21 protein-coding genes are annotated in these 21,009 nt (G+C 71.5%); 9 read left to right on the top strand and 12 right to left on the bottom strand.

Going from position 1 to position 21,009, the window contains the following annotated elements:
• Positions 1–1,377, bottom strand: a complete 1,377-nt coding sequence (locus ACZ6QQ_RS19125) for an MGDG synthase family glycosyltransferase (RefSeq protein ID WP_465877754.1) — start codon at positions 1,375–1,377, stop codon at positions 1–3.
• Between the two features lie 115 nt (positions 1,378–1,492).
• Here ACZ6QQ_RS19125 and ACZ6QQ_RS19120 point away from each other — a divergent pair, with 115 nt between their 5' ends.
• Positions 1,493–2,077 carry a VOC family protein gene (locus ACZ6QQ_RS19120; protein ID WP_465877753.1) on the top strand — a complete coding sequence of 195 codons (585 nt, stop codon included), beginning with the start codon at positions 1,493–1,495 and terminating at the stop codon, positions 2,075–2,077.
• Here the strand turns inward: ACZ6QQ_RS19120 and ACZ6QQ_RS19115 are convergent.
• From ACZ6QQ_RS19115 to ACZ6QQ_RS19105, 3 genes are read right to left on the bottom strand one after another with little or no spacing between them, the layout of a single operon-like run.
• Positions 2,074–2,856 (bottom strand): lysophospholipid acyltransferase family protein, encoded by a 783-nt coding sequence (locus ACZ6QQ_RS19115; RefSeq protein WP_465877751.1) that lies wholly within the window; start codon positions 2,854–2,856, stop codon positions 2,074–2,076. The genes ACZ6QQ_RS19120 and ACZ6QQ_RS19115 overlap by 4 nt on opposite strands.
• 35 nt (positions 2,857–2,891) lie before the next feature.
• The gene (locus ACZ6QQ_RS19110; RefSeq protein WP_465877750.1) at positions 2,892–3,707 is read right to left on the bottom strand and encodes an alpha/beta fold hydrolase; all 816 of its coding nucleotides are present in this window, start codon (positions 3,705–3,707) and stop codon (positions 2,892–2,894) included.
• Positions 3,700–4,173, bottom strand: coding sequence for a hypothetical protein (locus ACZ6QQ_RS19105; protein WP_465877749.1), 474 nt, complete (start codon positions 4,171–4,173; stop codon positions 3,700–3,702). The genes ACZ6QQ_RS19110 and ACZ6QQ_RS19105 overlap by 8 nt, the downstream gene beginning before the upstream one ends.
• Positions 4,174–4,457: 284 nt before the next feature.
• On the opposite strand from ACZ6QQ_RS19105, the gene ACZ6QQ_RS19100 reads away from it, so the two are divergent.
• The 7 genes from ACZ6QQ_RS19100 (at position 4,458) to ACZ6QQ_RS19070 (ending at position 10,867) form a co-directional block, all read left to right on the top strand.
• Positions 4,458–4,796 (top strand): PadR family transcriptional regulator, encoded by a 339-nt coding sequence (locus ACZ6QQ_RS19100; protein ID WP_465877748.1) that lies wholly within the window; start codon positions 4,458–4,460, stop codon positions 4,794–4,796.
• Positions 4,793–5,674: an ATP-binding cassette domain-containing protein gene (locus ACZ6QQ_RS19095; RefSeq protein ID WP_465877747.1), complete on the top strand. Its 882-nt coding sequence runs from the start codon at positions 4,793–4,795 to the stop codon at positions 5,672–5,674. Before ACZ6QQ_RS19100 ends, ACZ6QQ_RS19095 begins: the two co-directional genes overlap by 4 nt.
• Positions 5,671–6,363, top strand: a complete 693-nt coding sequence (locus ACZ6QQ_RS19090; protein ID WP_465877745.1) for an ABC transporter permease — start codon at positions 5,671–5,673, stop codon at positions 6,361–6,363. The genes ACZ6QQ_RS19095 and ACZ6QQ_RS19090 overlap by 4 nt, the downstream gene beginning before the upstream one ends.
• 275 nt (positions 6,364–6,638) lie before the next feature.
• Entirely contained in the window at positions 6,639–7,907 is a 1,269-nt protein-coding gene (locus ACZ6QQ_RS19085) for an MFS transporter (RefSeq protein ID WP_465877743.1), read from the top strand.
• 71 nt (positions 7,908–7,978) lie between these two features.
• Complete coding sequence (locus ACZ6QQ_RS19080) at positions 7,979–8,353, top strand: SCP2 sterol-binding domain-containing protein (protein WP_465877742.1); 375 nt, start codon at positions 7,979–7,981, stop codon at positions 8,351–8,353.
• Entirely contained in the window at positions 8,350–10,434 is a 2,085-nt protein-coding gene (locus ACZ6QQ_RS19075; protein WP_465877741.1) for an amylo-alpha-1,6-glucosidase, read from the top strand. Before ACZ6QQ_RS19080 ends, ACZ6QQ_RS19075 begins: the two co-directional genes overlap by 4 nt.
• A gap of 157 nt (positions 10,435–10,591) precedes the next feature.
• Positions 10,592–10,867 (top strand): flavin reductase, encoded by a 276-nt coding sequence (locus ACZ6QQ_RS19070; RefSeq protein ID WP_465877740.1) that lies wholly within the window; start codon positions 10,592–10,594, stop codon positions 10,865–10,867.
• Positions 10,868–10,901: 34 nt separating this feature from the next.
• Here the strand turns inward: ACZ6QQ_RS19070 and ACZ6QQ_RS19065 are convergent, their stop codons facing one another.
• The 4 genes from ACZ6QQ_RS19065 to ACZ6QQ_RS19050 form a co-directional block, all read right to left on the bottom strand.
• Positions 10,902–13,007: an amylo-alpha-1,6-glucosidase gene (locus ACZ6QQ_RS19065; RefSeq protein WP_465877972.1), complete on the bottom strand. Its 2,106-nt coding sequence runs from the start codon at positions 13,005–13,007 to the stop codon at positions 10,902–10,904.
• Between the two features lie 8 nt (positions 13,008–13,015).
• Positions 13,016–13,390: an SCP2 sterol-binding domain-containing protein gene (locus ACZ6QQ_RS19060; protein WP_465877739.1), complete on the bottom strand. Its 375-nt coding sequence runs from the start codon at positions 13,388–13,390 to the stop codon at positions 13,016–13,018.
• 263 nt (positions 13,391–13,653) lie between these two features.
• Positions 13,654–14,070, bottom strand: a complete 417-nt coding sequence (locus ACZ6QQ_RS19055; RefSeq protein WP_465877738.1) for a CBS domain-containing protein — start codon at positions 14,068–14,070, stop codon at positions 13,654–13,656.
• Between the two features lie 88 nt (positions 14,071–14,158).
• On the bottom strand, positions 14,159–15,229 hold the full coding sequence (locus ACZ6QQ_RS19050; RefSeq protein WP_465877737.1) for a Gfo/Idh/MocA family oxidoreductase: 1,071 nt from the start codon (positions 15,227–15,229) through the stop codon (positions 14,159–14,161).
• A 153-nt stretch (positions 15,230–15,382) separates the two neighbouring features.
• Here ACZ6QQ_RS19050 and ACZ6QQ_RS19045 point away from each other — a divergent pair, with 153 nt between their 5' ends.
• Entirely contained in the window at positions 15,383–17,017 is a 1,635-nt protein-coding gene (locus ACZ6QQ_RS19045; RefSeq protein ID WP_465877735.1) for an NAD(P)-binding domain-containing protein, read from the top strand.
• 40 nt (positions 17,018–17,057) lie between these two features.
• Here ACZ6QQ_RS19045 and ACZ6QQ_RS19040 read toward each other — a convergent pair whose 3' ends face one another.
• From ACZ6QQ_RS19040 to ACZ6QQ_RS19025, 4 genes are all read right to left on the bottom strand, one after another.
• Positions 17,058–17,657: a nitroreductase family protein gene (locus ACZ6QQ_RS19040; protein WP_465877734.1), complete on the bottom strand. Its 600-nt coding sequence runs from the start codon at positions 17,655–17,657 to the stop codon at positions 17,058–17,060.
• Between the two features lie 135 nt (positions 17,658–17,792).
• On the bottom strand, positions 17,793–18,953 hold the full coding sequence (locus tag ACZ6QQ_RS19035) for a carboxylate-amine ligase (RefSeq protein WP_465877732.1): 1,161 nt from the start codon (positions 18,951–18,953) through the stop codon (positions 17,793–17,795).
• Positions 18,954–19,187: 234 nt separating this feature from the next.
• Positions 19,188–20,405: a M20 family metallopeptidase gene (locus ACZ6QQ_RS19030; RefSeq protein ID WP_465877731.1), complete on the bottom strand. Its 1,218-nt coding sequence runs from the start codon at positions 20,403–20,405 to the stop codon at positions 19,188–19,190.
• Between the two features lie 122 nt (positions 20,406–20,527).
• Entirely contained in the window at positions 20,528–20,968 is a 441-nt protein-coding gene (locus ACZ6QQ_RS19025) for a PPOX class F420-dependent oxidoreductase (RefSeq protein ID WP_465877730.1), read from the bottom strand.
• Positions 20,969–21,009 lie beyond the last annotated feature (41 nt).

Here is a 21,009-nt window from a genome sequence, read left to right as displayed (position 1 = left end):
TCACCTGCGCCGTCCTGGTGGAGTGGGCTGCTGCGCGTGGTGGTGCACGTACCAGTTCAGGGCGGCGACCGCCAGGCAGACCAGGACACCGGCCCGACGGGCGCGGCGACCACGCCGACCACGGGTACGAGACGACGGCCTCGGCAACGGGTTCGGCAGCGCCTCCACCCCCCGGGCGACGTCGGCCACCACCCGCGCCGGGTCCGATTCGAACAGCTCCAGCCCCGCCTCGCGCTGCTGCCGGCCGCGTACGCCGTCGGTCAGCTCGACCAACGTCGGCCCCAGGTCCTCGGCGCGGCGTACCCAGCTCACCATCCCGGCCTGCGCCATGGTGACCGCGTTGGCCCGACCGTGGCCGGGGATCGGGCGGTAGGTCGCGACCGGCAGGCCGCTGGCCATCGCCTCCAGCGCGGTCAGCCCACCCGCGTTCTCCACCAGCACGTCGGCGGCGCGCAGCAGTGCCGGCATGTCGTCGACCCAGCCGAAGACGTGGGCCACCCGTTGGCGGTGCAGCCGCCGGTAGAGCGCCTCGTTGTGGCCGCAGACGACCACCGGAGTGGCCACCCCGGTACGGGCGATCTCGGCGGCGGTGGTCGCCACCTCGCCGACCCCCCACGAGCCGGCGACCAGCAGGGCGAGGCGCCCGTGCACCGGTAGGCCGAACTGTTCACGGGCGTGTCGCCGGGCTCCCTCCGTACCCGGACCGAAGCCGGCCGAGACGAGCCGGCCGACCACCCGTACCTCGGTCGCGCCGAGGGCACGGGCCTGGGCCCGGCTGGTCGGGTGCGCCGCACAGTAGACGTCGACACCGGGCGAGACCCAGAGCGGGTTGACCGCGAAATCGGTCAGGTAGGTGATGACCGGCACCCCGAGCTGCCCCTTGCGGCGCAGCGGCCCGAGCAGTTGGGTGGCGATCGGGTAGGTCGACACCACCGCCCTGGTGTCCGGTCCGACCAGCCGACTCACCTCGGGCCGGACCGGACGGAGCAGGGCGCGGGTGATCGGGCCGGCGCCGGTGAAGTTGCAGCCGATCGCGAACAGCGACCCGTAGATCCACGGAAACCTGCTCAGCATCCCGTGGTAGGTGCCGCGCAGCAGCTTGCCGAGCCCGTACGGGAAGATGTCCGCCAGATCCCGGCAGTCCACCTCGAATCCCCGGCCCCGGAGGCGGTGCGCCAACTCCCGGCTCGCGCCCTCGTGACCGGCCCCCGCACTGGCCGAGATGACCACCACGCGTGCTGGCCGCTCCGGCAGACCGTGCCGCCGCCCGGACGGAACCCCCGTCGAGGCGTACGGGTCCCACGTCGCCGGCCCCGACACGCCGCCGTTCGGCTCGGCCGCCGGGCGCACCCCGCGCCACCCGCGAATCAATCGCATCCGGCCATCTACCCGAACCAGGTACGAAGAATCCTCGCCAATCCGCATTCGGCCCGGATATCTGCCCCCGCTCCCCCGTGACCGGCGTGGCGGAGCGACCGGCGATCATGGTGAGATGCCCCATCTCGGACTGGTTACCCTCGTCGTGCGCGACTATGACGAGGCGATCTCCTTCTACGTCGATCGGGTCGGCTTCCGGCTGGTCGAGGACACCCCGCGCGGCGACGGCACCCGCTGGGTGGTGGTCGCCCCGCCCGGCTCGACCGAAACCGCGCTGCTGCTGGCCCGTGCCGCCACCCCGGAACAGGCCGCCCGCATCGGTGACCAGACCGGCGGCCGAGTGGCCCTCTTCCTGTATACCGAGGACTTCGACCGCGACCACCACCGGATGACAACCGCGGGCGTCCACTTCGCGGAACCGCCCCGCCACGAGCCGTACGGCTCCGTCGCCGTCTTCACCGACCCCTACGGCAACCGCTGGGACCTCATCCAACCCCACCCGCCCCTCCCCGCCCCTCCTCTCCGCCCACCCCCCTCACCTCTCCCCGTTGATCTAGGGCAAATGGTGGTCGCTAGAGATCAACTAACCTGTATTTGCCCTAGATCAACGAGGCGGGGGCGGGGGCGCGGGCGGGGGGCGGGGCGGGGGCGGGCGGGGGCGGGGGCGGGCGGGCGGGGGCTTGGGGTCCGGCGGGGTTAGCGCTCGGGTTCGGTTACCAGGTCGGTGGCGCGGGGGCGGCGGGGGCGGCGGGTTTCGCCGTCGAGTTCGGCCGCCTCCTCCGGGGTCGGTGCCGAGCCGCCCAGGTGCGCCGGCTGCCACCAGGTGTCCTCCGGGCCGGCCGGCTGGTCCGGGTACTCCCGCTGGGCCCGGTCGATCAGGGTGGTGAGCTGCCGGCGCAGTTCCGCCATCAGCCCACCCGAGGTGCCGAAGTCGGCCGGCACCAACGGCTCGCCGATCAGGATCGTGATCGGGGTGTGCCGCCGGGTCAGGGTCTTCGGCCGCCCCTTGGTCCAGAGCCGCTGGGTGCCCCAGAGCGCCACCGGCAGTACCGGTACACCGGCGGTGTCGGCCATCCGGGCCACCCCGCTCTTGGTCTGCTTGAGAGTGAACGAGCGGCTGATCGTCGCCTCCGGGAAGACCCCGACCACCTCGCCCGCGCGCAGCGCGCTGACCGCGGTCGCGTACGAGCCGGCGCCGTTGTCCCGGTCGACCGGGATGTGCCGCATGCCGCGCATCAGCGGGCCGGCGTAGCGGTTGGTGAAAACCTCCTGCTTGGCCATGAACCGGACCAGCCGACCGGACGGCTGGGCGCCCAGGCCGCAGAAGATGAAGTCGAGATAACTGACATGGTTGCTGGCCATCACGGCGCCACCGGAGCGGGGCACGTGCTGCCCGCCCTCCACTCGCAGCCGCAGGTCGAGCACGCGGAAGAGCGTCTTGGCGGTCGCGATCACGGGCGGGTACACGAGTTCTGGCATCATCGAACGTTACCCGGACCACATCGCGACGTAACTCACGCCCCGGTCGGGTTGTCCGGATGGTCACCGCCGGGGTCGGTGAGGAATGCCCTGACCAGTGCGGTGACCCGCTCCGACTGCTCGACGGCCATGGCGTGCGTGGCCCCGGCCAGCTCGACCACGCGCAGTCGGGGGTTGGCCCGGACCGCCTCGGCGACCCCGACCGAGGTGGCCCTCCGGTAGGCGTCGTACAGCTCCCGGAACGGCTGCCGGGGCCCCAGGTCGACCGGGGCGAGCACCAGCAGCAGCGGGCACCGCGCCGCCCGCAACGCCGGGAACAGGTCGAAGGCGGCCATGGCCCGGCGTACCTGTTCGACCGTTTCCGGGCCGGGGCGTGAGCCCGATCGGGCCAGTTCGGCCGTCATCGCCGCGAAGGCGTCGTGCAGCCGGGCCAGTTCGGCCGTCGCATGCTCGGGCGCAAGGTCGGCCAACTGCTCCGGCCGGGTCGGTGCCGGTACGCCGTCCAGGCTGACCGCGCCCGGACACTCGGGATGCCGCCGCGCCCACTCGGTCGCCACCATGCCGCCGAGCGACCAGCCGACGACCGCGGGCGCGACCAGGCCCAGTTCACCGGCGAGCGCGTCGAGGTCGGCGAGGACCGCGTCCATGGTCCAGGGGCCGTCGCCGGACCCGCCGTGCCCGCGCAGGTCCACCGCCACCACCCGGTACGCCGACCGCAGCCGCTCGGCCAGCGCCTCCAGGTCGGCCAGTCTGCCGCCGGCCCCGTGCAGCAGGATGACCGGCGAGCCGGTGCCGCCGAAGTCGCGTACGGCGAGCGGCACACCGGCGCCCGCCAGGATCAGGTCAGGCACGGTCGGCCTGCCCGTCGAGTTGGAGCAGTCGGTCCCGAACCGAGGCGGGCACCACCCCGCCGTCCGGGTGGCGGGTCAACCGCCCCCGGTTGACCAGGTCGTGTACGCCCTGGCGGGTGATGCCGAGCATGGCGCCGGCCACCGCGTACGAGACGGCGGCGGCGGTGGGGTGGCCGACCCGACGGGTCACCGCCCGGCCCAGCGGGCTGCGCCACCAGTCCAGTGGCGGCTCGAACGGCCCGTCGTCGGGGTAGAGCGTCGACACCACCCGCATGATCACGCCGAGTGCCTGCCCGTCGTCGCCGGAGACGATCCGGTCCGCCCAGGTCTCCGCCCGGATCCGGACCACGGTACGCAGCGCCTCCACGCTTTCGTCCCCGTCGAGCAGGATCTCCAACGGGTCGAGCAGCCGAATGTCGAGCAGCCGGACCAGCTGCTCCGCGAGCTGCTTCCGATCGGCGGACACCACCACGTCTCCCCCTCCTCCGCCCCGAACACTTGACACCCACTGTCAAGCACTTGACGCCCACTGTCAACCCCTCCCACACCCCCACCCCCGCCCGCCTCCGCCCGCCCGCCTCCGCCCGCCCGCCTCCGCCCGCACTTGTAGAGAAAGAGTGCGAATTCCTCGCCCCGATGCCCCACTTTCTCTACAAGAGTGCGGATCTTGGGGGTGGGGGGTGAGGGGGTGGGGGGAGAGGGCGGGGCTAGGTGGTGGGGCTAGGTAGGTAGGTCTGCTACCTTGTGGGGGTGGATCAGGAGCGGCGTGGGCAGTGGTTGCGGGGGGTGCTCGACCTGTGCGTACTGGGGCTGCTCGCCCGAGGTGAGTCGTACGGCTACCAGCTGGCCCAGTCGCTGAACGCGGCGGGTGTCGGCCCGATCCAGGGCGGCACGCTCTACCCGGTGCTGCTCCGGTTGCAGCGCACCGGCCTGGTCAGCGCCCAGTGGCGGGAGGGCACGACCGGCCCGGCCCGCAAGTACTACCGGATCACGGTCGCCGGCAACGAGACGCTGCGCCGGACCACCGCCGACTGGGCCGCGTTCAGCGGCGGGGTGGGCGCGATTCTGCGGGAGGTGGAGACGCGGTGAGCCACGAGCAAGCGGTGCACCACGAGGGATGGTTGGCCGCGCTGGCCGGCGAGCTGCGCCGGCACGGCGTCGACCGGGACCTGGCCGGGCACGTCGTCGCCGAGGCGGCCACCCACCTGCGCGACAGCGGCGAGGCGCCGCTGCGGGTGTTCGGGCCCCCGGCGGCGTACGCGGCGGCGGTGGCGGACAGCGTCGGCGCGGCCCAACCCCGGACGTACGGCGCCGCACCCGGCCCGGTACGCCTGGCGGCGAGCGGCATCAGCAAGCGCTACCGCCGGCACCCGGTGCTGACCGGGGTGGACCTGACCGTACGGGCGGGCGAGATCGCGGCCGTGGTCGGCGCGAACGGCTCCGGCAAGAGCACCTTCCTGCGCATCTGCGCCGGACTGGCCAGCCCGGACCGGGGACGGGTGCAGGTGTACGGCACCGTCGGCTACTGCCCGCAGTCGGGCGGGACCAACGATTTCCTCGTACCGGAGGAGCATTTCGTGCTGGTCGGCGCGGGCCGTGGGCTGCCCCGCGAGACGGCGCGGTCGGCGGGCCGGCGGCAGGCCAACGAGCTGGACTGGGATCCGACCGGGCCGGCCCAGGCCCGGCACCTCTCCGGCGGTACCCGGCAGAAGCTCAACCTGGTGCTGGCCGGTCTCGGTGACCCGGACGTGCTGCTGCTGGACGAGCCGTACCAGGGCTTCGACCGGGGCACCTACCTCGACTTCTGGCACCAGCTGTGGGACTGGCGGGCGGCCGGCAAGGCGATCGTGGTGGTGACCCACCTGCTCAACCAGCTCGACCGGGTCGACACCGTGCTCGACCTGACCGGCAGGGAGACGACCGGCACGGGGACAGCCGGGAAGACGACCGGCGGGGGGACGAGATGACCAAGTTGCTGACGGTGGCCGAGATGGCGCTGCGGGAGATGCTGCGGCGGCGGTCGGTCCTGGTGATCCTGCTGGTGCTGCCGCTGCTGTTCTACCTGAGCCGGCGCGGCGACCACCTGGGCCAGTCGATCCGCTTCGTCTGTCTGGGGCTCGGCTGGGCGTTGAGCACCGCCGCCCTGTTCGCCGGCAGCGCGGCCCGGGAGATGGAGCCCCGGCTGCGCCTGTCCGGCTACCGGGCGTACCACCTGCATCTGGGCCGGCTGCTCGCGCTCTGGACCGTCGGGATCCTGCTCTCGCTGCCGTACTTCCTGCTCATCCGGTTCGACCAGCACGACGTCCGGTACGGCGCGATCGCCCTGATCATGCTGCTCACGGTGGCCACCGCGGCGCCGTTCGGGCTGCTGCTGAGCGCGGTGCTGCCACGCGAGTTGGAGGGCACGCTGGTCCTGCTGACCGTGGTCGGGTTGCAGATGATGCTCGACCCGGCCGGCACCGCTTCCAGGTTCCTGCCGTTCTGGGCCAGCCGGGAGATCGGCACGTACGCGATCGACCACACCGACGGCGGTTACCTGACCCGTGGTCTGGTGCACGGCGTGGTCTTCGCGGTGGCGCTCACCGCCCTGGTCGCGCTCGCCTCCGGGATCCGGCTGCGGCAGCGCTCGCACCTGCGGTTGCACCCCATCCGCTGAGCCGCCCGGCCGGGACCGGCTGGTCGCGGTCGCCCGGGCTGGACTCGCTGGTCGCGGTCGCCGGGGCGGGACCGGCGGGTCGCCCGGGCGGGGCTCGGCCGATACAGTTGCGGGCGTGATCCCGCTCGACGCCACCGCCTCCGCGTACCGGTGCTGGATCACGCCCGCGCTGCCGCTCTACGGCAACGACCACGAGCGCGCCGACTTCGCTCCCTGACGGGTTCACCGAACCGATCACCCGTCCGGTCCCCCACCTGTTCCGGGAGCGTCCCGTCATGCCCGAAAACTCCGACACCGAAGCACGTCACGACTCCGACACCGAAGCACGTCCGAACTCCGGTACCGAAGCACGCCCGGAGACCGAGAACCCCGCCGAGACCACCGACAACTCGGCGCTGGCCGTGCTGCGGGCGCCGCAGACCGCACGGGTGCTGCTGGCGAGCCTGCTCGGGCGGATTCCGCTCGGTGCGGCACCGCTGGCCCTGCTGATCTTCGCCCGCGAGACGATGAGCCTGACCGTGGCCGGGCTGCTGGTCGGCGCGTTCACCGCCGGCACGGCGGTCGGGCAGCCGATGCTGGCCCGGATCGCCGACCGGTGGCGCCAGCCGCCGGTGCTCTGGCTGTCGGCGGTCGTCTCCACGGTCGGCTTCGCGCTCACCGCCGCGCACGTCAACCTGCCGGTGACGGTCTTCGCCGCCGCGCTGGCCGGGGCGGGCGCCCCGCCGTTCGAGTCGTGCCTGCGGGTGCTCTGGCGCGACCTGCTCCCGGCCCACCAGGTGCAGACGGCGTACACCCTGGACATCGCGGTCCAGGAGGCGATCTTCATCCTCGGACCGGTGGTCACCCTCGGCGCGGTCGGCCTGGTCGGCCCGGTCGGTGGCCTGGTCGCCGCCGCGCTGTTCCAGGCCGTCGGCACCGCCTGGTTCGCCACCACCGGCGCGGTCCGCCGCTGGCGGGGCGAGCCGGCCGTACGCCACTGGGCCGGGCCGCTGCGCGCCGCCCGGCTGCGGCTGATCCTCGGCGCGTTGGTGCTGGTCGGCGCCGGGGTGGGCAGTGTGACGGTGGCGGCGACCGGTTACGCCGAGGCGTCCGGGGCCCGATCGTGGGCCGGTTGGCTGCTCGCCGCCCAGGCCACCGGTGCCCTCGTCGGCGGCCTGCTCTACGTCCGCTTCACCGGCCTGCGCCGGTACGCCACCCTGCCCCGGGCGACGGCGGTCTTCGCCGCCGGCTACCTGCCCCTGCTGCTCACCCCGGCCCCGCCGGTGATGCTGGTGCTGATGGCGGTCAGCGGGCTCGCGCTGCCGCCGCTGCTCACCGTCGCGTTCGTCGCGATCGACCGGGTGGCCCCGGTCGGCACGGTCGCCGAGGCGTTCGCCTGGGCGGCCACCGCCTTCTCCGTCGGCAGCGCGGCCGGGGCGGCGGTCAACGGCGCCCTGCTGGACACCAGCGGGCAGGTGACCGTCGGTTTCGTGCTCGCCCCGATCGCCGCCGCCGCAGCCAGCGGCCTGCTGGTGCTGCGGTACCGGCGGGACGCGGGCGGCTAGTTCACCTGTTCCGGGTGATGTGGCCGCCCGGTGCGACCGGCGATGCTTCTTCGTACGAGGAGGAGTACGCGATGAGCGAGGTGACCTCGAGCTTCTTCCACGGGCTCGGCGAACGCGCGCCCGACCTGCTGTCGAGGCGGGCGCACGGCACGTTGCGCTTCGACCTGCGCCACGGGGCGGAGACCGAGTACTGGTTCGTCTCGATGTACCACGGCAACATGTCGGTCTCGCAGGACCGGCGGGACGCCGACTGTGTCGTGCACGTCGACCGGGAGTTGTTCGACCGGTTCACCACCGGTGAGGCCAACGTCATCTCCGCGATGATCCGTACGGACTGCGTGCTGGACGGTGACATCCCGCTGCTGATGATGTTCCGGCGGTTCTTTCCCGCCGCCCCGGACGCGGTCGACCCGCGCCGGCTGGCCCGGGAGCGGGACGTCCGGTGAGCCAGCCGGTCAGCATCCTCGACGGGGCGACCTTCGTGGTGAGCAGCCGCAACGGCGACATCGACCCGTCGCCGTCCTTCCCCACCGGCCTGTTCGCCCTCGACACCCGGTTCATCGCCCGCTGGGAACTGACCATCAACGGCGAGCGCCTGCACTCGCTTTCCGTCGACGACCTGCGGTACTTCCAGACCAGCTTCTTCCTCGCGCCGGGCGAGCCGACGCACTACATCGACGCGAAGGCGTCGGTGATCCGGCAGCGTACGGTCGGCGGCGGGTTCGAGGAGCGGTTGACCGTACTGAACCACGAGGAGCAGCCGGTCGACTTCACCGTACGGATGGAGATCGCCAGCGACTTCGCGGACCTGTTCGAGATCAAGAACCTGCTGCCGAAGCGCGGCGAGGTCTCCGCCCGGGTGCAGGACGGCACGCTGCGGCTGAGGTACCGGCGGGACGCGTTCTACCGCGAGACGGTCATCTCGGCGAGCAGCGAGGCCGAGATCGACGAGCACGGCATGACGTTCCGGATCCGGGTCGAACCGCACGGCAAGTGGACGACCGTACTGCGGGTGGTGACGCTCTTTCCGAGCGCGGACGACTCGGCCGCGGCGGAGCTGCCGACGTCGCAGCGGGGTCGGGGACGCCCGGACGTGCAGCGCCGGCTCGACGAGTGGATGGCCCGCGCACCACACCTGGCCTGCGACTGCGAGCCGCTGAACGACTCGTACGAACGCAGCATCACCGACCTGGCGGCGCTGCGCTACACCGGTCTGCTGCGCAAGGAGAAACTGCCCGCCGCCGGCCTGCCCTGGTTCATGACCCTGTTCGGCCGGGACAGCATGATCACCTGCTTGCAGGCGCTGCCGTTCATCCCGGAGATCGCCCCGCCCACCCTGCGTACCCTCGCCGACCTCCAGGGGGCCAGGCTGGACAACCTGCGCGACGAGGAGCCGGGCAAGATCCTGCACGAGATGCGGTACGGCGAGTCGGCGGCGTTCGAGGAGCAGCCGCACTCGCCGTACTACGGTTCCGCCGACGCGACCCCGCTGTTCGTGATCCTGCTCGACGAGTACGAGCGCTGGAGCGGCGACAAGGCCCTGGTCGGTGAGTTGGCCGACGAGGCGCGGCAGGCCCTGCGCTGGATCGACACCTACGGTGACCTGCTCGGCAACGGCTACATCTGGTACGAGCGGCGCAACATCCGCAACGGCCTGGAGAACCAGTGCTGGAAGGACTCCTGGGACGCGATCTGTTTCCGCGACGGCAGCCTGCCCGGCTTTCCCCGCGCCACCTGCGAACTCCAGGGGTACGCCTACGACGCGAAGATCCGGGGAGCCCGGATGGCCCGGAAGTTCTGGGACGATCCGGCGCTCGCCGACCGGTTGGAGCGGGAGGCGGCGGAGTTGAAGTCGCGCTTCAACCGCGACTTCTGGGTGGAGGACGGGGAGTACTACGCGCTGGCGCTGGACCGCGACGGCCGGCAGGTCGACGGGCTCGCCTCGAACATGGGGCACCTGCTCTGGAGCGGGATCGTCGATCACGACCGCGCGGCGATGGTGGCCCGGCACCTGCTCGGTCCGGCGATGTTCTCCGGCTGGGGTGTGCGTACCCTCGCCGAGGGCAACGGCCGGTACAACCCGCTCGGCTACCACGTCGGCACGGTCTGGCCGTTCGACAACTCGATCATCGCCGCCGGCCTGGCCCGGTACGGGTTCACCGAGGAGTCGGCCCGGATCGCGGAGAGCATCGTCGACGCGGCGAAGTACTTCCAGGGCCGGCTGCCGGAGGCGTTCGCCGGCTACGACCGGGACCTCACCACGTACCCCGTGCAGTACCCGACGGCGTGCAGCCCGCAGGCCTGGTCGGCCGGTACGCCACTGATGTTGCTGCGTACGATGCTCGGCCTCGAACCGCAGGAGGACGGGCTGACCGTCCGGCCCGCGGTGCCGGCCAGCCTGGGCCGGATCGAACTGCTCGGGATACCGGGCCGGTGGGGGCGGATCGACGCGTTCGGGCGGGGTCGTCTGCGTACCGAGTCGCGGCCGGCGGCCGACGAGACCGACCACGACGGTCCGGCGGAGTAACTGCCGGAAACACGACTGTTCCATGGATGGGGACGCGGCAACGGTTACCGTCACGCCAGCCTGCCATTTTCCGTTTGACCCAGGTCAGACACGTCAATGGGATCGGGATGAGGGCGGGCCATGGAGGACGAGCGCTCGACGGACGGGGTTCTGCACGGTGACTGACACATCTGCGGTCCATGTTCCCGCCCGACCCGACTGGTCCTGTCGCGGCTGTGGCCAGGCGTGGCCGTGCATCGTCCGCAAGCGCCAGCTGAAGTATGTCTACCAGGGCAATCCGGTCGGGCTCGGCAACCAGCTGCGATTGTTGCTGGGGCAGGCCCGCGAGGAGCTGCCGGGGTTGACCGAGGAAGAACTCGCCGAACGCTTCCTGCACTGGGTCGAGCGTCCGCTGCGCGCCGGCCGGCACCCCGACCGCAGCTGGCGAGGCTAGCGGACCGGGTCCCGGCGGTTCGGCGACGCCGGTGTCAGCGGCCGTCCGGCAGCGCCTGCATCAGCGGTTGGCTCGACCGTTCGCTCTCCAGGTCGACCACCTCCTGCTCGTGGTGGATGTCGACCCGACCCCGGCCGAACGCGTCGATCTTGCCCCACCGGCCGGGAATGTCGAGCAACTCCAGCCGCCCCATCCCCTTCGGCAGGGCGGGGTCGACCACCAGGTGTTCGTCGTGCGGTTCGAGGCCGAGCATCGTACGCAGCAGCAGCATCGGCGTACCGGTCGACCACGCCTGCGGGCTGCACGCCGTCGGGTACTGGACCGGGTACTTGGTCAGCACCCGGTCGTAGCCGGCGAACGCCTCCGGCAGCCGGCCCCGGAAGTACTGCGAGGCGTCGATGATCGCCTCGGCGATCCGGCCGGCCTCCTCGTCGAAGCCGTACCGGCGCAGGCCCCAGGCGATGAACGAGTTGTCGAACGGCCAGACCGTGCCGACGTGGTAGCCGACCGGGTTGTACCGCCCCTCGCCCTCGGCGAGGGTGCGCACCCCCCAGCCGGAGAAGAGCCGGGGGCCGAGCAGGTGTTCGGCGACCCGGCCGGCCCGGTCCGGGTCGACGATGCCGCTCCAGAGCAGGTGACCCATGTTGGACGAGAGCGCGTCGACCTGGCCGCCCTCGGCGTCCAGGGCCAGCGCGTAGTACTCGCCGTCCTCGACCCAGAAGTCGCGGTTGAACCGGGATCGCAGGTCCTCCGCCTCCTGCTCCAGCCGGTCGGCGTAGACCGGGTCGTGCCAGACCCGCCGGGCCAGCCGGGCCCCGCGCATCTTCGCGTCGTACGCGTAGCCCTGTAGCTCGCAGGTGGCACGGGGAAAGGACGGCAGCCGCCCGTCCCGGTACGAGATGGCGTCGAAGGAGTCCTTCCAGCACTGGTTCTCCAGCCCGTTGCGGGTGTTGCGCCGCTCGTACCAGAGGTACCCGTTGCCCATGATGTCGCCGTACGAGTCGATCCAGCGCAGGGCGGCGCGGGCCTCCTGCTCCAGCCGGCGGACCAGTTCCACGTCACCGGTCCAGCGCTCGTACTCGTCGAGCAGGATCACGAACAACGGCGTCGAGTCGGCCGCCCCGTAGTACGGCGAGTGCGGCTGGTCCTCGAACGCGGCCGACTCGCCGTACCGCAGCTCGTGCAGGATCTTGCCCGGCTCCTCGTCCCGGAAGTCGTCCAGTTTGGTGCCCTGTTTCATGGCGAGGATCTGGAGCGTCGGGCCGGCGAGTTCCGGGGTGAACGGCAGCGACTGGAGGCAGGTGAACATGCTGTCCCGGCCGAACAGGGTCATGAACCAGGGCAGGCCGGCGGTCGGCACCTTCGACTCGAAGGAGAGCGGGGTGTAGCGCAGCGCGGCGAGGTCGACCAGGCTGCGTTCGTAGGTATCACCCAGCGGTTCGCAGTCGCAGGCGAGCTTCGGTGCCCGGTCGACCCACTGGGCGAGGTCGTGCTGCATCTCGGTCTTGATCCGGCTGGTGTGGCTGATCAGTCCGAGCCGCAGGTCACGCCCGCCGGCCCCCTCCACCATGGTCTCCACGTGCAGGTTGGTGGTCCATTCCGCGTGCGCGGCGATCTGCACCCGGAAGGTCAGCCCGTGTTCGTCGATTTCGGCCGGGGTGCTCGACGTGATGAACGTTTCGCGCCGGAAGGTGCCCCGGCGGTAGCTGAGCCGCAGCCGCCCCGGTTCGACGTACGCCTTCGCCGCGCCGACCTTCTCCTGTACGTCCTTGATCTCGAACAGGTCGGCGAAGTCGCAGCCGACCTCCATCCGGATGGTCAGCTCGACCGGCTCGCCCTGGTGGTTCAGCACGGTGAGCTGTTCGTCGAAGCTGCCGCCGATGGTCCGCTGGCGGACCACCGACACCTTCGCGTCGACGTAGTGCGTCGGCTCGCCGGGGACGAGGAAGAACCGGGTCTCGTAGTACTGGAGGTCGTCGATGGACAGCGCGTTGAGCCGTTCGCCGTCGATGGTCAGCTCCCAGCGGGACAGGAACCGGGTGTCGAACGAGAACAGGCCGGTGGGGAACGTCGGCGACGGGTCGATGTCGCCCCGGGTGTCGCTGACCAGGAAGGTGTTGCCGTCGAGGATGCTCACCATGTTGTCGGTCACTTCTGCCTCCTCTCCCGGACCAGCTCACGTGGGTCGCGGGCGCCCGGTGGACCCGGCAGGAGCCGCTGGAAGTAGTGGAACAGAATCAGGTTGCCCTCGACGGTGATCTCGTTGCGCAGCAGTGCCGCGATCGGGTTCGCCTCGCCCTGGGTCACCTTGTCGAAGAACTGGAGCTGGGTGGTGATCACACAGTCCGCCGGCCGTTCCCCGCGACTGGCGCTGATGTTGCCCTCGCTCATCACCAGCACCCAGTGATCCGTCCCGTCGCGGTGTCCGAGGTCGAACCGGACCGTGCCCCGGACCTTCGTCAGCAACGGCTCGGGCCCGCGATGGCCGAGGCCGTCGAAGAAGTCAACGGTCGGATCCGCCATCGGTCCTCCTCTCAGGTACTGCACGAGTAGCCCACGTCACCGCAGCGTCGCGCACGTTCCGGTGGCCGGTCATCCTCCGTCGGGGGTGAGTTTCGGCGGGTGGAACAACAGCCGCCACAGCCGCCACCGCGCGTGCGCAGGGGTGTACCGACGCGACCGCGCCGACTCCCGGTACGGGGATCGGCGCGGTCACGGCCTGTCGTCGGTGGTGCGTACGTGCTGGTCGCACTGGTCGTACCGGTCGTACCGGTCGTACCGGGGCGCTAGTTGTTCGGGTCGTCGGCGCTGATGTCGGCGAGAACGGACTGTGGTTCCCGTTCCACCGCCAGGTCGCCGAGCGAGACCAGCCCGATCAGGCGGCCCTCCTCGATCACCGGCAGCCGCCGTACGCCGTAGGTCCGCATCAGGTCGGCGGCGGCGACGGCGTCGTCGTACTGGGTCACCGTGACGACGTCCTGGCTCAGGATCTGGCTGAGCGTCGCACTGCTGACGTCCAGCCCGTCTGCCACCCCGCGTACCGTGATGTCACGGTCGGTGACGATGCCGATGACCGCGTCCCCGCTGGTCACGATGACGTCGCCGATGGCGCTGTCCCGCATCTCCTGGGCCGCGGCGGTGAGTGTGTCGGTGCCGTCCATGGTCACCAACCGGGTCGTCATGAACTCTCCGACGGTCGTCATGGTGCTCCTCTCTCTGTCGGCGTGTGCCGTCTACCCGCACCCGCCGCCGGGTAACGGCTCTCGCCCCACCGGTTGACGCACCGCCCGCTCAGTGGTCGAGCGTGACCACCCGGCGTTCGGTCGCCGACGCGTACGCCGCCTCGATCACCCGCAGCCCCTCGACCGCGCTCGCCGGGTCGACCGGGAACGCGCCCCGCCCGAGCACCGCATCCCGAACCTCGGCGTAGAACGCCTCATACCGGCCGATTTCGGTCGGTACGGTCTCGACGTCGTCGTCCACCCCGAGCACCCCGGCGTTCTCCGCCGGCTCGACCCCCCAGCCCGGGTCACCGGGCCGCCTGCCGGCGAGCACCTGCGGCTCCTGCACGTCCAGCCCGTACTTGGTGAAGGTGGCCCGGTCGCCCAGCACCCGGAAGCGCGGGTTGCGGGTGCCGGCGAGCGCCGACGCCCACAGGTGCGTACGCACCCCGTTGACGTGCCGCAACGCGACGAAGGTGTCGTCGTCCACCAGCACACCCGGCCGGCGGCGGTCGAGTTCGGCGTACACCTGCTCGACCGGGCCGAACAGTTGCAGCGCCTGGTCGACGATGTGCGCACCGAGGTCGTACAGCAGTCCACCGGCCTCGGCCGGGTCGCCGAACTCGCGCCAGTTCTCCTTCGGCGTCGGCACCCAACGGTCGTACCGCGACTCGAAGCGGTAGACCTCGCCGAGCCGTCCCGACGCCAGCACCCCGCGTACGGTCAGGAAGTCCGAGTCCAGCCGCCGGTTCTGGAACACGGTCAGCCCGACGCCGGCCCGTGCCGCCGCCTCGACCACCCGTCGGGCGTCCGCCGAGGTCGGCGCGAACGGCTTGTCGACCACCACCGGCAGTCCCGCCTCGATGGCCCGCAGGGCGAGCGGCACATGGGTCCGGTTGGGGGTGCTGACCACCACGAGGTCGAGTTCGTCGGCGAGCGCGAACAGGTCGTCGGCGCTCGGCACCACCCGCGCCAGCGGATAGTCCGCCCGCGCCCGGTCGGCACGCTCCGGGTTGCTCGTGACGATCACCGCCACCGTCAGGCCCGGCGTCGCCGCCACCAGCGGGGCGTGGAAACGCTGTCCACCGATGCCGTATCCGAGAATGCCGACCCGCAGGTCAGTGCTTGTTTCCGTACTCATGATCGGTATTAAACAGCGCCCGCCGGAAACGGCCGGAAGGACCCCTTGTTATTGCCTTTTAGGTAGGAACGGGCACTTCCGAACTCCCGTTGACAGGCCCGGCCGCATCCTCCATGGTCGATCTCTAGCGGTAAGCAACCTGGAGGTAACGGCGTGCCCGAGAACCGGACCAGCGAGCAGCGTCACGAGCACCGGCCAACCGGCGGGGACTCCACGACAGAGCCGGAACAGCACCAGTACGTCATCGTCGGAGGTGGCCCGGCCGGGATACAACTGAGCTACTACCTGCAACAGGCCGGCGCGGACTACGTCACGCTGGAACGCGAGGCGGAGCCGGCGACCTTCTTCCGGCACTACCCCCGGCACCGTCGGTTGATCTCCCTCAACAAGGTGCACACCCACAGCAACGACCCCGAGATCCGGCTCCGCTGGGACTGGAACTCACTGCTCAACCACCGCCCCGATCTGCACTTCCCGCACTACAGCAGCGACTATTTTCCGCACGCCGACGACCTGGTCCGCTATCTCGACGACTTCCAGCGGGAACACCAACTCGGGATCCGGTTCGACGAGGCCGTCGAACGCATCGAACGGATCGACGACGCCGACGGTGGCGGTTTCCTGGTCCGTACCGGTCGAGCGCTGATCCGCGCCCGCTGCGTCATCGTCGCCACCGGTTGGGCGACGCCCTACGTACCGCAGATCGACGGGATCGAGCACGCCATCGGCTACGAGACGGTCGACACCGACCCGACGGCCTTCACCGACCACCGGGTGCTCATCATCGGCAAGGGCAACTCGGCGTTCGAGACGGCGTCGGCGATCCTCGGCCACGCCTCCATGGTGCACGTGGCCAGCCCCCGAACGCTCCAGCTGGCCTGGAACACCAAACACCCCGGCAACGTACGGACCCACTACGGCGCGATGCTGGACAGCTACCAGTTCAAGACGCTGCACGCGGTGCTCGACTGCGTCGTCGACGTGATCCGCCCGGCGGGCGACGCGTACGAGGTCGAGATCAGCTACACCCACGCCGACGGCGAACGGGAGTTGCTGGAGTACGACTCGGTGATCCGCTGCACCGGGTTCGTGATGGACACCTCGGTGTTCGCCCCGAACTGCCGCCCCCAACTGGCCCCGAACGGGCGGATGCCGGCGACCGGCCCGGACTGGCAGTCGACCAACGTGCCGGGGCTCTACTTCGCCGGCACCATCGCCCAGGCCCGCGACTTCAAACGCGCCTCGTCGGCCTTCATCGACGGGTTCCGCTACAACCTGCGTACGCTCACCCGGCTGCTCCGCGAGGCGTACGGCGAGGAGCCGCTGCCGTACGACGTGCTGCCGGCCGAGCCCAAGGAGCTGACCTCGCTGGTGCTGGAGCGGCTGAACTGGAGTTCGGCCCTCTGGACCCAGTTCGAGTACCTCTGCGACGCGCTGGTGCCCGACGAGCAGACCGGCGAGTTCCGGTACTACCAGGACCTGCCCGAGGACTACGCGGTGGAGCGGTTCGGCGAGTGCTACACCGTCACCCTGCGCTGGGGCCGGGACGACTACTCGGACGTGTTCGCGATCGAACGCCACCCGACGCCGGACCGGGCGGCGGAGAGCGCCTTCATCCACCCGGTGGTCCGGCACTACCGCGACGGCGAGTTGGTCGCCGAGCGGCATCTGCTGGAGGACCTGCTGGCCGAGTGGACCCGCCAGGACCGGCACATCGCTCCGCTGCACGCGTTCTTCCAGGACGAACTCGGCCGGGCCGGCGTACCGGCGCAGCCGCCAACGGCCTGACCCAGCTCCGGCGGGCCGACCTGGCGGCCGGCTCGCCGGCTCAGCGTTCGATCATCACCTCGGCCAACGGCTTGCGGGTCAGCTCCGGCACCCGCGCGTCGTCGGCCGGATAACCCACCGGCAGCACCAGGTACGGCCGCTCGTACGCCGGCCGGTCGCAGACCTCGTTGAGGAACCGCATCGGGCTGGGGGTGTGGGTCAGCGTCGCCAGCCCGGCCAGGTGCAGGGCGCTGATCAGCATCCCCACCGCGATGCCGACCGACTCCTTCACGTAGTACGGCTTGGGGTTCTCCCCGCCCCGGTGCACCTCGAACACCACGATCACCACCGGCGCCACCTCAAGGAACGGCTTGTGCCAGTCGGTGCCGATCGGGGCCAGCGCGGTCAGCCACTCGTCGCCGGCCCGGCGGTCGTAGAACTCCCGCTCCTCGGCCTCGGCGCGTTCCCGCAACAGCCGCTTGCGCTCCGGGTCGGTGAGCACCACGAACCGCCACGGCTGCACGTTCGCCCCGCTCGGCGCGCTCGCCGCGGCCGAGATCGCCGCCTCGATCACCTCCGGCGGCACCGGTTCGGACGAGAAGTCGCGTACCGACCGACGGGCGCCCATCCGCTCCGCGTACGCCCGTGCGGTGTGCACCATTTCGGCAGCTGGTCGCCGGATCGATTCGACCGGTCTGGTGGTTTGCTGGGCGGTATCCATCCACGCCTCCCCGGGTGTCAGCCCCGTACTCCCAGGGTGGACCGGAGCGGGCGCGCCGCCCAACCGCGAGCGTGCTCAATCGACCCGGACCAGCTCCGGCACGGTCTGCGCGACGAGGTCGTCCACCACGTCGGTGAGCCGGTCGCGCCGGGCCGCCGCCCGCCGCTGCCGCACCGCACCGTCGGCCGCCGAGCCGAGCAACCGGTCCAGCCACGAGCTGACCGGCGCGAGGTCGCCGTTGCGTTCCAGCACCGGGGCGACGTACCGGAAGAGCCGGTCGACGAGGTCGACCGCCGGCCGCAGGTCGCCGGTGAGCGGGTCGACGCCGTGTCCGGCGAGCCCGTCGCGGGCGGCCCGCCAGTAGGCCACCCGAAGCAGTTCGGGCGCGACGACGGGGCCGGGCTCGCCCCGGTCGACCTCCACCCCGACGCGTACGACCAGCGCCCGGACCAGGGCGGCGAACAGCGCCGACTCCTCGGCGGTGATGGGTACGTCGGCGACCCGGATCTCCAGGGTGGGCAGGTGTGCCGAGATCCGGATGTCCCAGAACAGGGTGCCCAGGTCGACCAGGGCCCCGGCGTCGAGCAGGGTGTCGACCGTCCGGTCGTAGTGGTCGGCCGAGGTGAAGTACGGCGGCGGCCCGGCCACCGGCCAGCGGTGCCAGGCGATGGTGCGCCAGCTCGCGTACCCGGTGTCGCGCCCCGCCCAGTAGGGCGAGTTCGCGGTCAACCCGATCAGCACCGGCAGGTACGGCCGCAGGTGGTTGCTGACCAGCGCCGCCCGGTCCCGGTCCGGCATCTCGACGTGCACGTGCACCGAGCAGATCGCCACCTCGTCGTGCAGGCCCCGGAAGGTCGCCGTACCCCGCGCGGGGCGCTCGCCGGAGACGATCGGTGGTGGCACGACGTCACCCAGCACCGCGCTGCCGCTCGCCACCACCCGCAGTCCCTCGGCCGCGGCGGCGGCCCCGATCACGGCCCGGCCCTGCACCAGCTCCCGGTGCAGTTCGGCCACCCCGTGACAGGGCGTGGTCTTGGTCTCGACCTGCAACGTCGTGATCTCGCCGCCGACGCGTTCGCCGAGTTCCGGTCGCGCCCGTCGCAGCACCGCCTCGGCCTGCGGTACCGCTTCCCTGGTCTCCGGATCGACGACCAGGAACTCCTCCTCGACCCCGAACCGGGGGCCGACGAGGGTGCCGGCGGGAAGTTCCGCCGCGATCTCGGCTGTGCCGGTCATTGCCCGCGCCCACCTTCGCCGGGTGTGCGCTCGGCGAGCCGGTCAACGTCCGTCACGTACGGCGTCGGCCCGGTCCGCCGGACCCGGAAGCGGCGGACAGCAGTGGTGCTCCGATCCTAGGCAGCCGGACCGGACTCCGGGCTACCGGCGCCGGGGTGTCGCCGAACGGAACTGCCGACGGGTGGGTGGGACGCGGGCGGGTGGGAACGACGTCGGCGCGACCGCCGGTGCGGCTCAGCCGGGGTGGCCGGCCGGCACGTCGACCGGGATCGGGACGTCGGTCCCGGCGGGTCCGTCGAGCGCGGCCGGCGGGAGGTGCGGCGGCAGCGGGCCGGCCAGCAGTCGTTCGACCAGCGCGGTCAGCAACGCCACCCGCTCCGGCACCCGCCGCAGGTCCATGTACTCGCCCCGGCCGTGCGGGAAACCGCCGACCGCGCCGAGCCCGTCCAGGGTGGGCACACCGAGTGCGGCGGTGAAGTTCCCGTCCGAGGCGCCGGGGGCGGAGACCCCGACCGGTGGTTCGAGGCCGATCTCGACGGCGGCGGAGCGGGCCATCGCGAGCAGCGGCAGCGCCACCGCCTGGGTCATCGGGTACCGGTTGAGCCCGCCGCGCAGGGTCAGCCCGGCCTCGGCCAGCCGGGGCTGGAGGCGGTGCATCATCCGGTCCACCCGGTGCAGTTCGGCCCGGCTCCAGGAGCGTACGTCGACGCAGAAGCTCGCCGCCTCGGGCACCGTGTTCGACGTGGTCCCGGCGCTGGCCATGGTCGGTGTCACGGTCGTACCGTCCGGTACGGAGGCCAGCGCCTGCACGGCCAGCACCTGGTGGGCCAGTTCGACCGTGGCGTTGATGCCCCGGAACGGCTCCACTCCGGCGTGTGCGGCCCGGCCGCGTACCTCGACCCGGTAGGCCGATCCGCCCTTGCGGGCCACCTTGAGCGACCCGTCCTCGGTGGACGGCTCGCAGACCAGCACCACCCCCGAGCGGCGGGCCTGTTCCTCGATCAGCGGCCGGGAGGTGGTCGAGCCGGTCTCCTCGTCGCAGGTGAGCAGCACCCCGACCGTGGAGGGATCGGTGACCAGGGAGAGCGCCGCGAAGAGCTGGACGATGCCGCCCTTCATGTCGCAGACGCCGGGACCGGTGGCGATCCCGTCCCGCACCCGGTACGGCCACGTCCCGATGGTGTCCGCCGGCCACACCGTGTCGAAGTGTCCGAGCAGCAGCACCTTCTGCCGCTGCGCCGGCCAGAGCAGGTGGGGTAGTCCGTCCCGGAGCACCCGCTGGGCGGGACGGCCGAGGACCGCTTCGCCCCACTGCGCGAGCAGGTCGGCACAGGTGTTCAGTTGGGGCAGCGCACCGGGAGGTGATTCACACGAGACAAGTTCGCCGATCTGTTCTGTCCACTTCGGAGTGAGTGACCGGGCGGCGGATCGGATCGCATCGAGATGCACCATTGCCTGATGGTAGGGGCGGGATCATGCCCGAATCTCGAATCGACCGCAGGAGAGCATTTCCACCACTGTGGCCGGCGGTAAGTGAGCAATCCAACGATATTCCGGGCGGGCCCGACGCCGGTTCAGTTCCGGGGCGCGATCCCGTAGAGGCGCCCGATGCTCAGCCGCAGCACCAGTCGCCGGTCGGCCACCATCGCCCGCCGGTAGTCGTCCCAGTCCGGGTGTTCGCCCCCGATGGACCGGTAGAGGTCGACCAGTTCTCCGACAGTGTCGTCGTGCGGGTCGGCGGCGACCGGGGTCAGCTCGACGGCACACTCGGCGACCGCGTACGCCCAGCCGTCGGGCGAGGTGGCGTGCAGGCTGGCTCTGGGGTCCCGCCGAAGGTTGGCGGTCTTGGCCCGACCGTCGGTGACCGAGACCCGGATCAGGTTCCGCTCCCGGTCCAGGTGGTAGAGCACGTTCGAGAGCTGGGGTCGACCGTCCCGTCTGATGGTCGCCAGCACCCCGTACGGTCGGCTGCCCAGCAGGTCGAGCAGCGCCTCGTCGAAACCGTCGTCCGCCATGTCGTCCTCCACTGACTGTGCCGGGCCGGTCGCCGGGCGAC

Source organism: Micromonospora sp. NPDC049529 (assembly GCF_055586685.1).
The sequence above is the reverse complement of the archived record's forward strand: the minus strand, read 5'-3'. Positions and strand labels throughout refer to the sequence as shown.

What these genes read in the sequence shown, in the direction of transcription:
- ACZ6QQ_RS19125 (WP_465877754.1), bottom strand. Translation starts at nt 1,377, where the DNA reads ATGCGATTGATTCGCGGGTGGCGCGGGGTGCGCCCGGCGGCCGAGCCG.
- ACZ6QQ_RS19120 (WP_465877753.1), top strand. Translation starts at nt 1,493, where the DNA reads ATGCCCCATCTCGGACTGGTTACCCTCGTCGTGCGCGACTATGACGAG.
- ACZ6QQ_RS19115 (WP_465877751.1), bottom strand. Translation starts at nt 2,856, where the DNA reads ATGCCAGAACTCGTGTACCCGCCCGTGATCGCGACCGCCAAGACGCTC.
- ACZ6QQ_RS19090 (WP_465877745.1), top strand. Translation starts at nt 5,671, where the DNA reads ATGACCAAGTTGCTGACGGTGGCCGAGATGGCGCTGCGGGAGATGCTG.
- ACZ6QQ_RS19085 (WP_465877743.1), top strand. Translation starts at nt 6,639, where the DNA reads ATGCCCGAAAACTCCGACACCGAAGCACGTCACGACTCCGACACCGAA.
- ACZ6QQ_RS19080 (WP_465877742.1), top strand. Translation starts at nt 7,979, where the DNA reads ATGAGCGAGGTGACCTCGAGCTTCTTCCACGGGCTCGGCGAACGCGCG.
- ACZ6QQ_RS19065 (WP_465877972.1), bottom strand. Translation starts at nt 13,007, where the DNA reads ATGGTGAGCATCCTCGACGGCAACACCTTCCTGGTCAGCGACACCCGG.
- ACZ6QQ_RS19060 (WP_465877739.1), bottom strand. Translation starts at nt 13,390, where the DNA reads ATGGCGGATCCGACCGTTGACTTCTTCGACGGCCTCGGCCATCGCGGG.
- ACZ6QQ_RS19055 (WP_465877738.1), bottom strand. Translation starts at nt 14,070, where the DNA reads ATGACGACCGTCGGAGAGTTCATGACGACCCGGTTGGTGACCATGGAC.
- ACZ6QQ_RS19050 (WP_465877737.1), bottom strand. Translation starts at nt 15,229, where the DNA reads ATGAGTACGGAAACAAGCACTGACCTGCGGGTCGGCATTCTCGGATAC.
- ACZ6QQ_RS19040 (WP_465877734.1), bottom strand. Translation starts at nt 17,657, where the DNA reads ATGGTGCACACCGCACGGGCGTACGCGGAGCGGATGGGCGCCCGTCGG.
- ACZ6QQ_RS19035 (WP_465877732.1), bottom strand. Translation starts at nt 18,953, where the DNA reads ATGACCGGCACAGCCGAGATCGCGGCGGAACTTCCCGCCGGCACCCTC.
- ACZ6QQ_RS19030 (WP_465877731.1), bottom strand. Translation starts at nt 20,405, where the DNA reads ATGGTGCATCTCGATGCGATCCGATCCGCCGCCCGGTCACTCACTCCG.
- ACZ6QQ_RS19025 (WP_465877730.1), bottom strand. Translation starts at nt 20,968, where the DNA reads ATGGCGGACGACGGTTTCGACGAGGCGCTGCTCGACCTGCTGGGCAGC.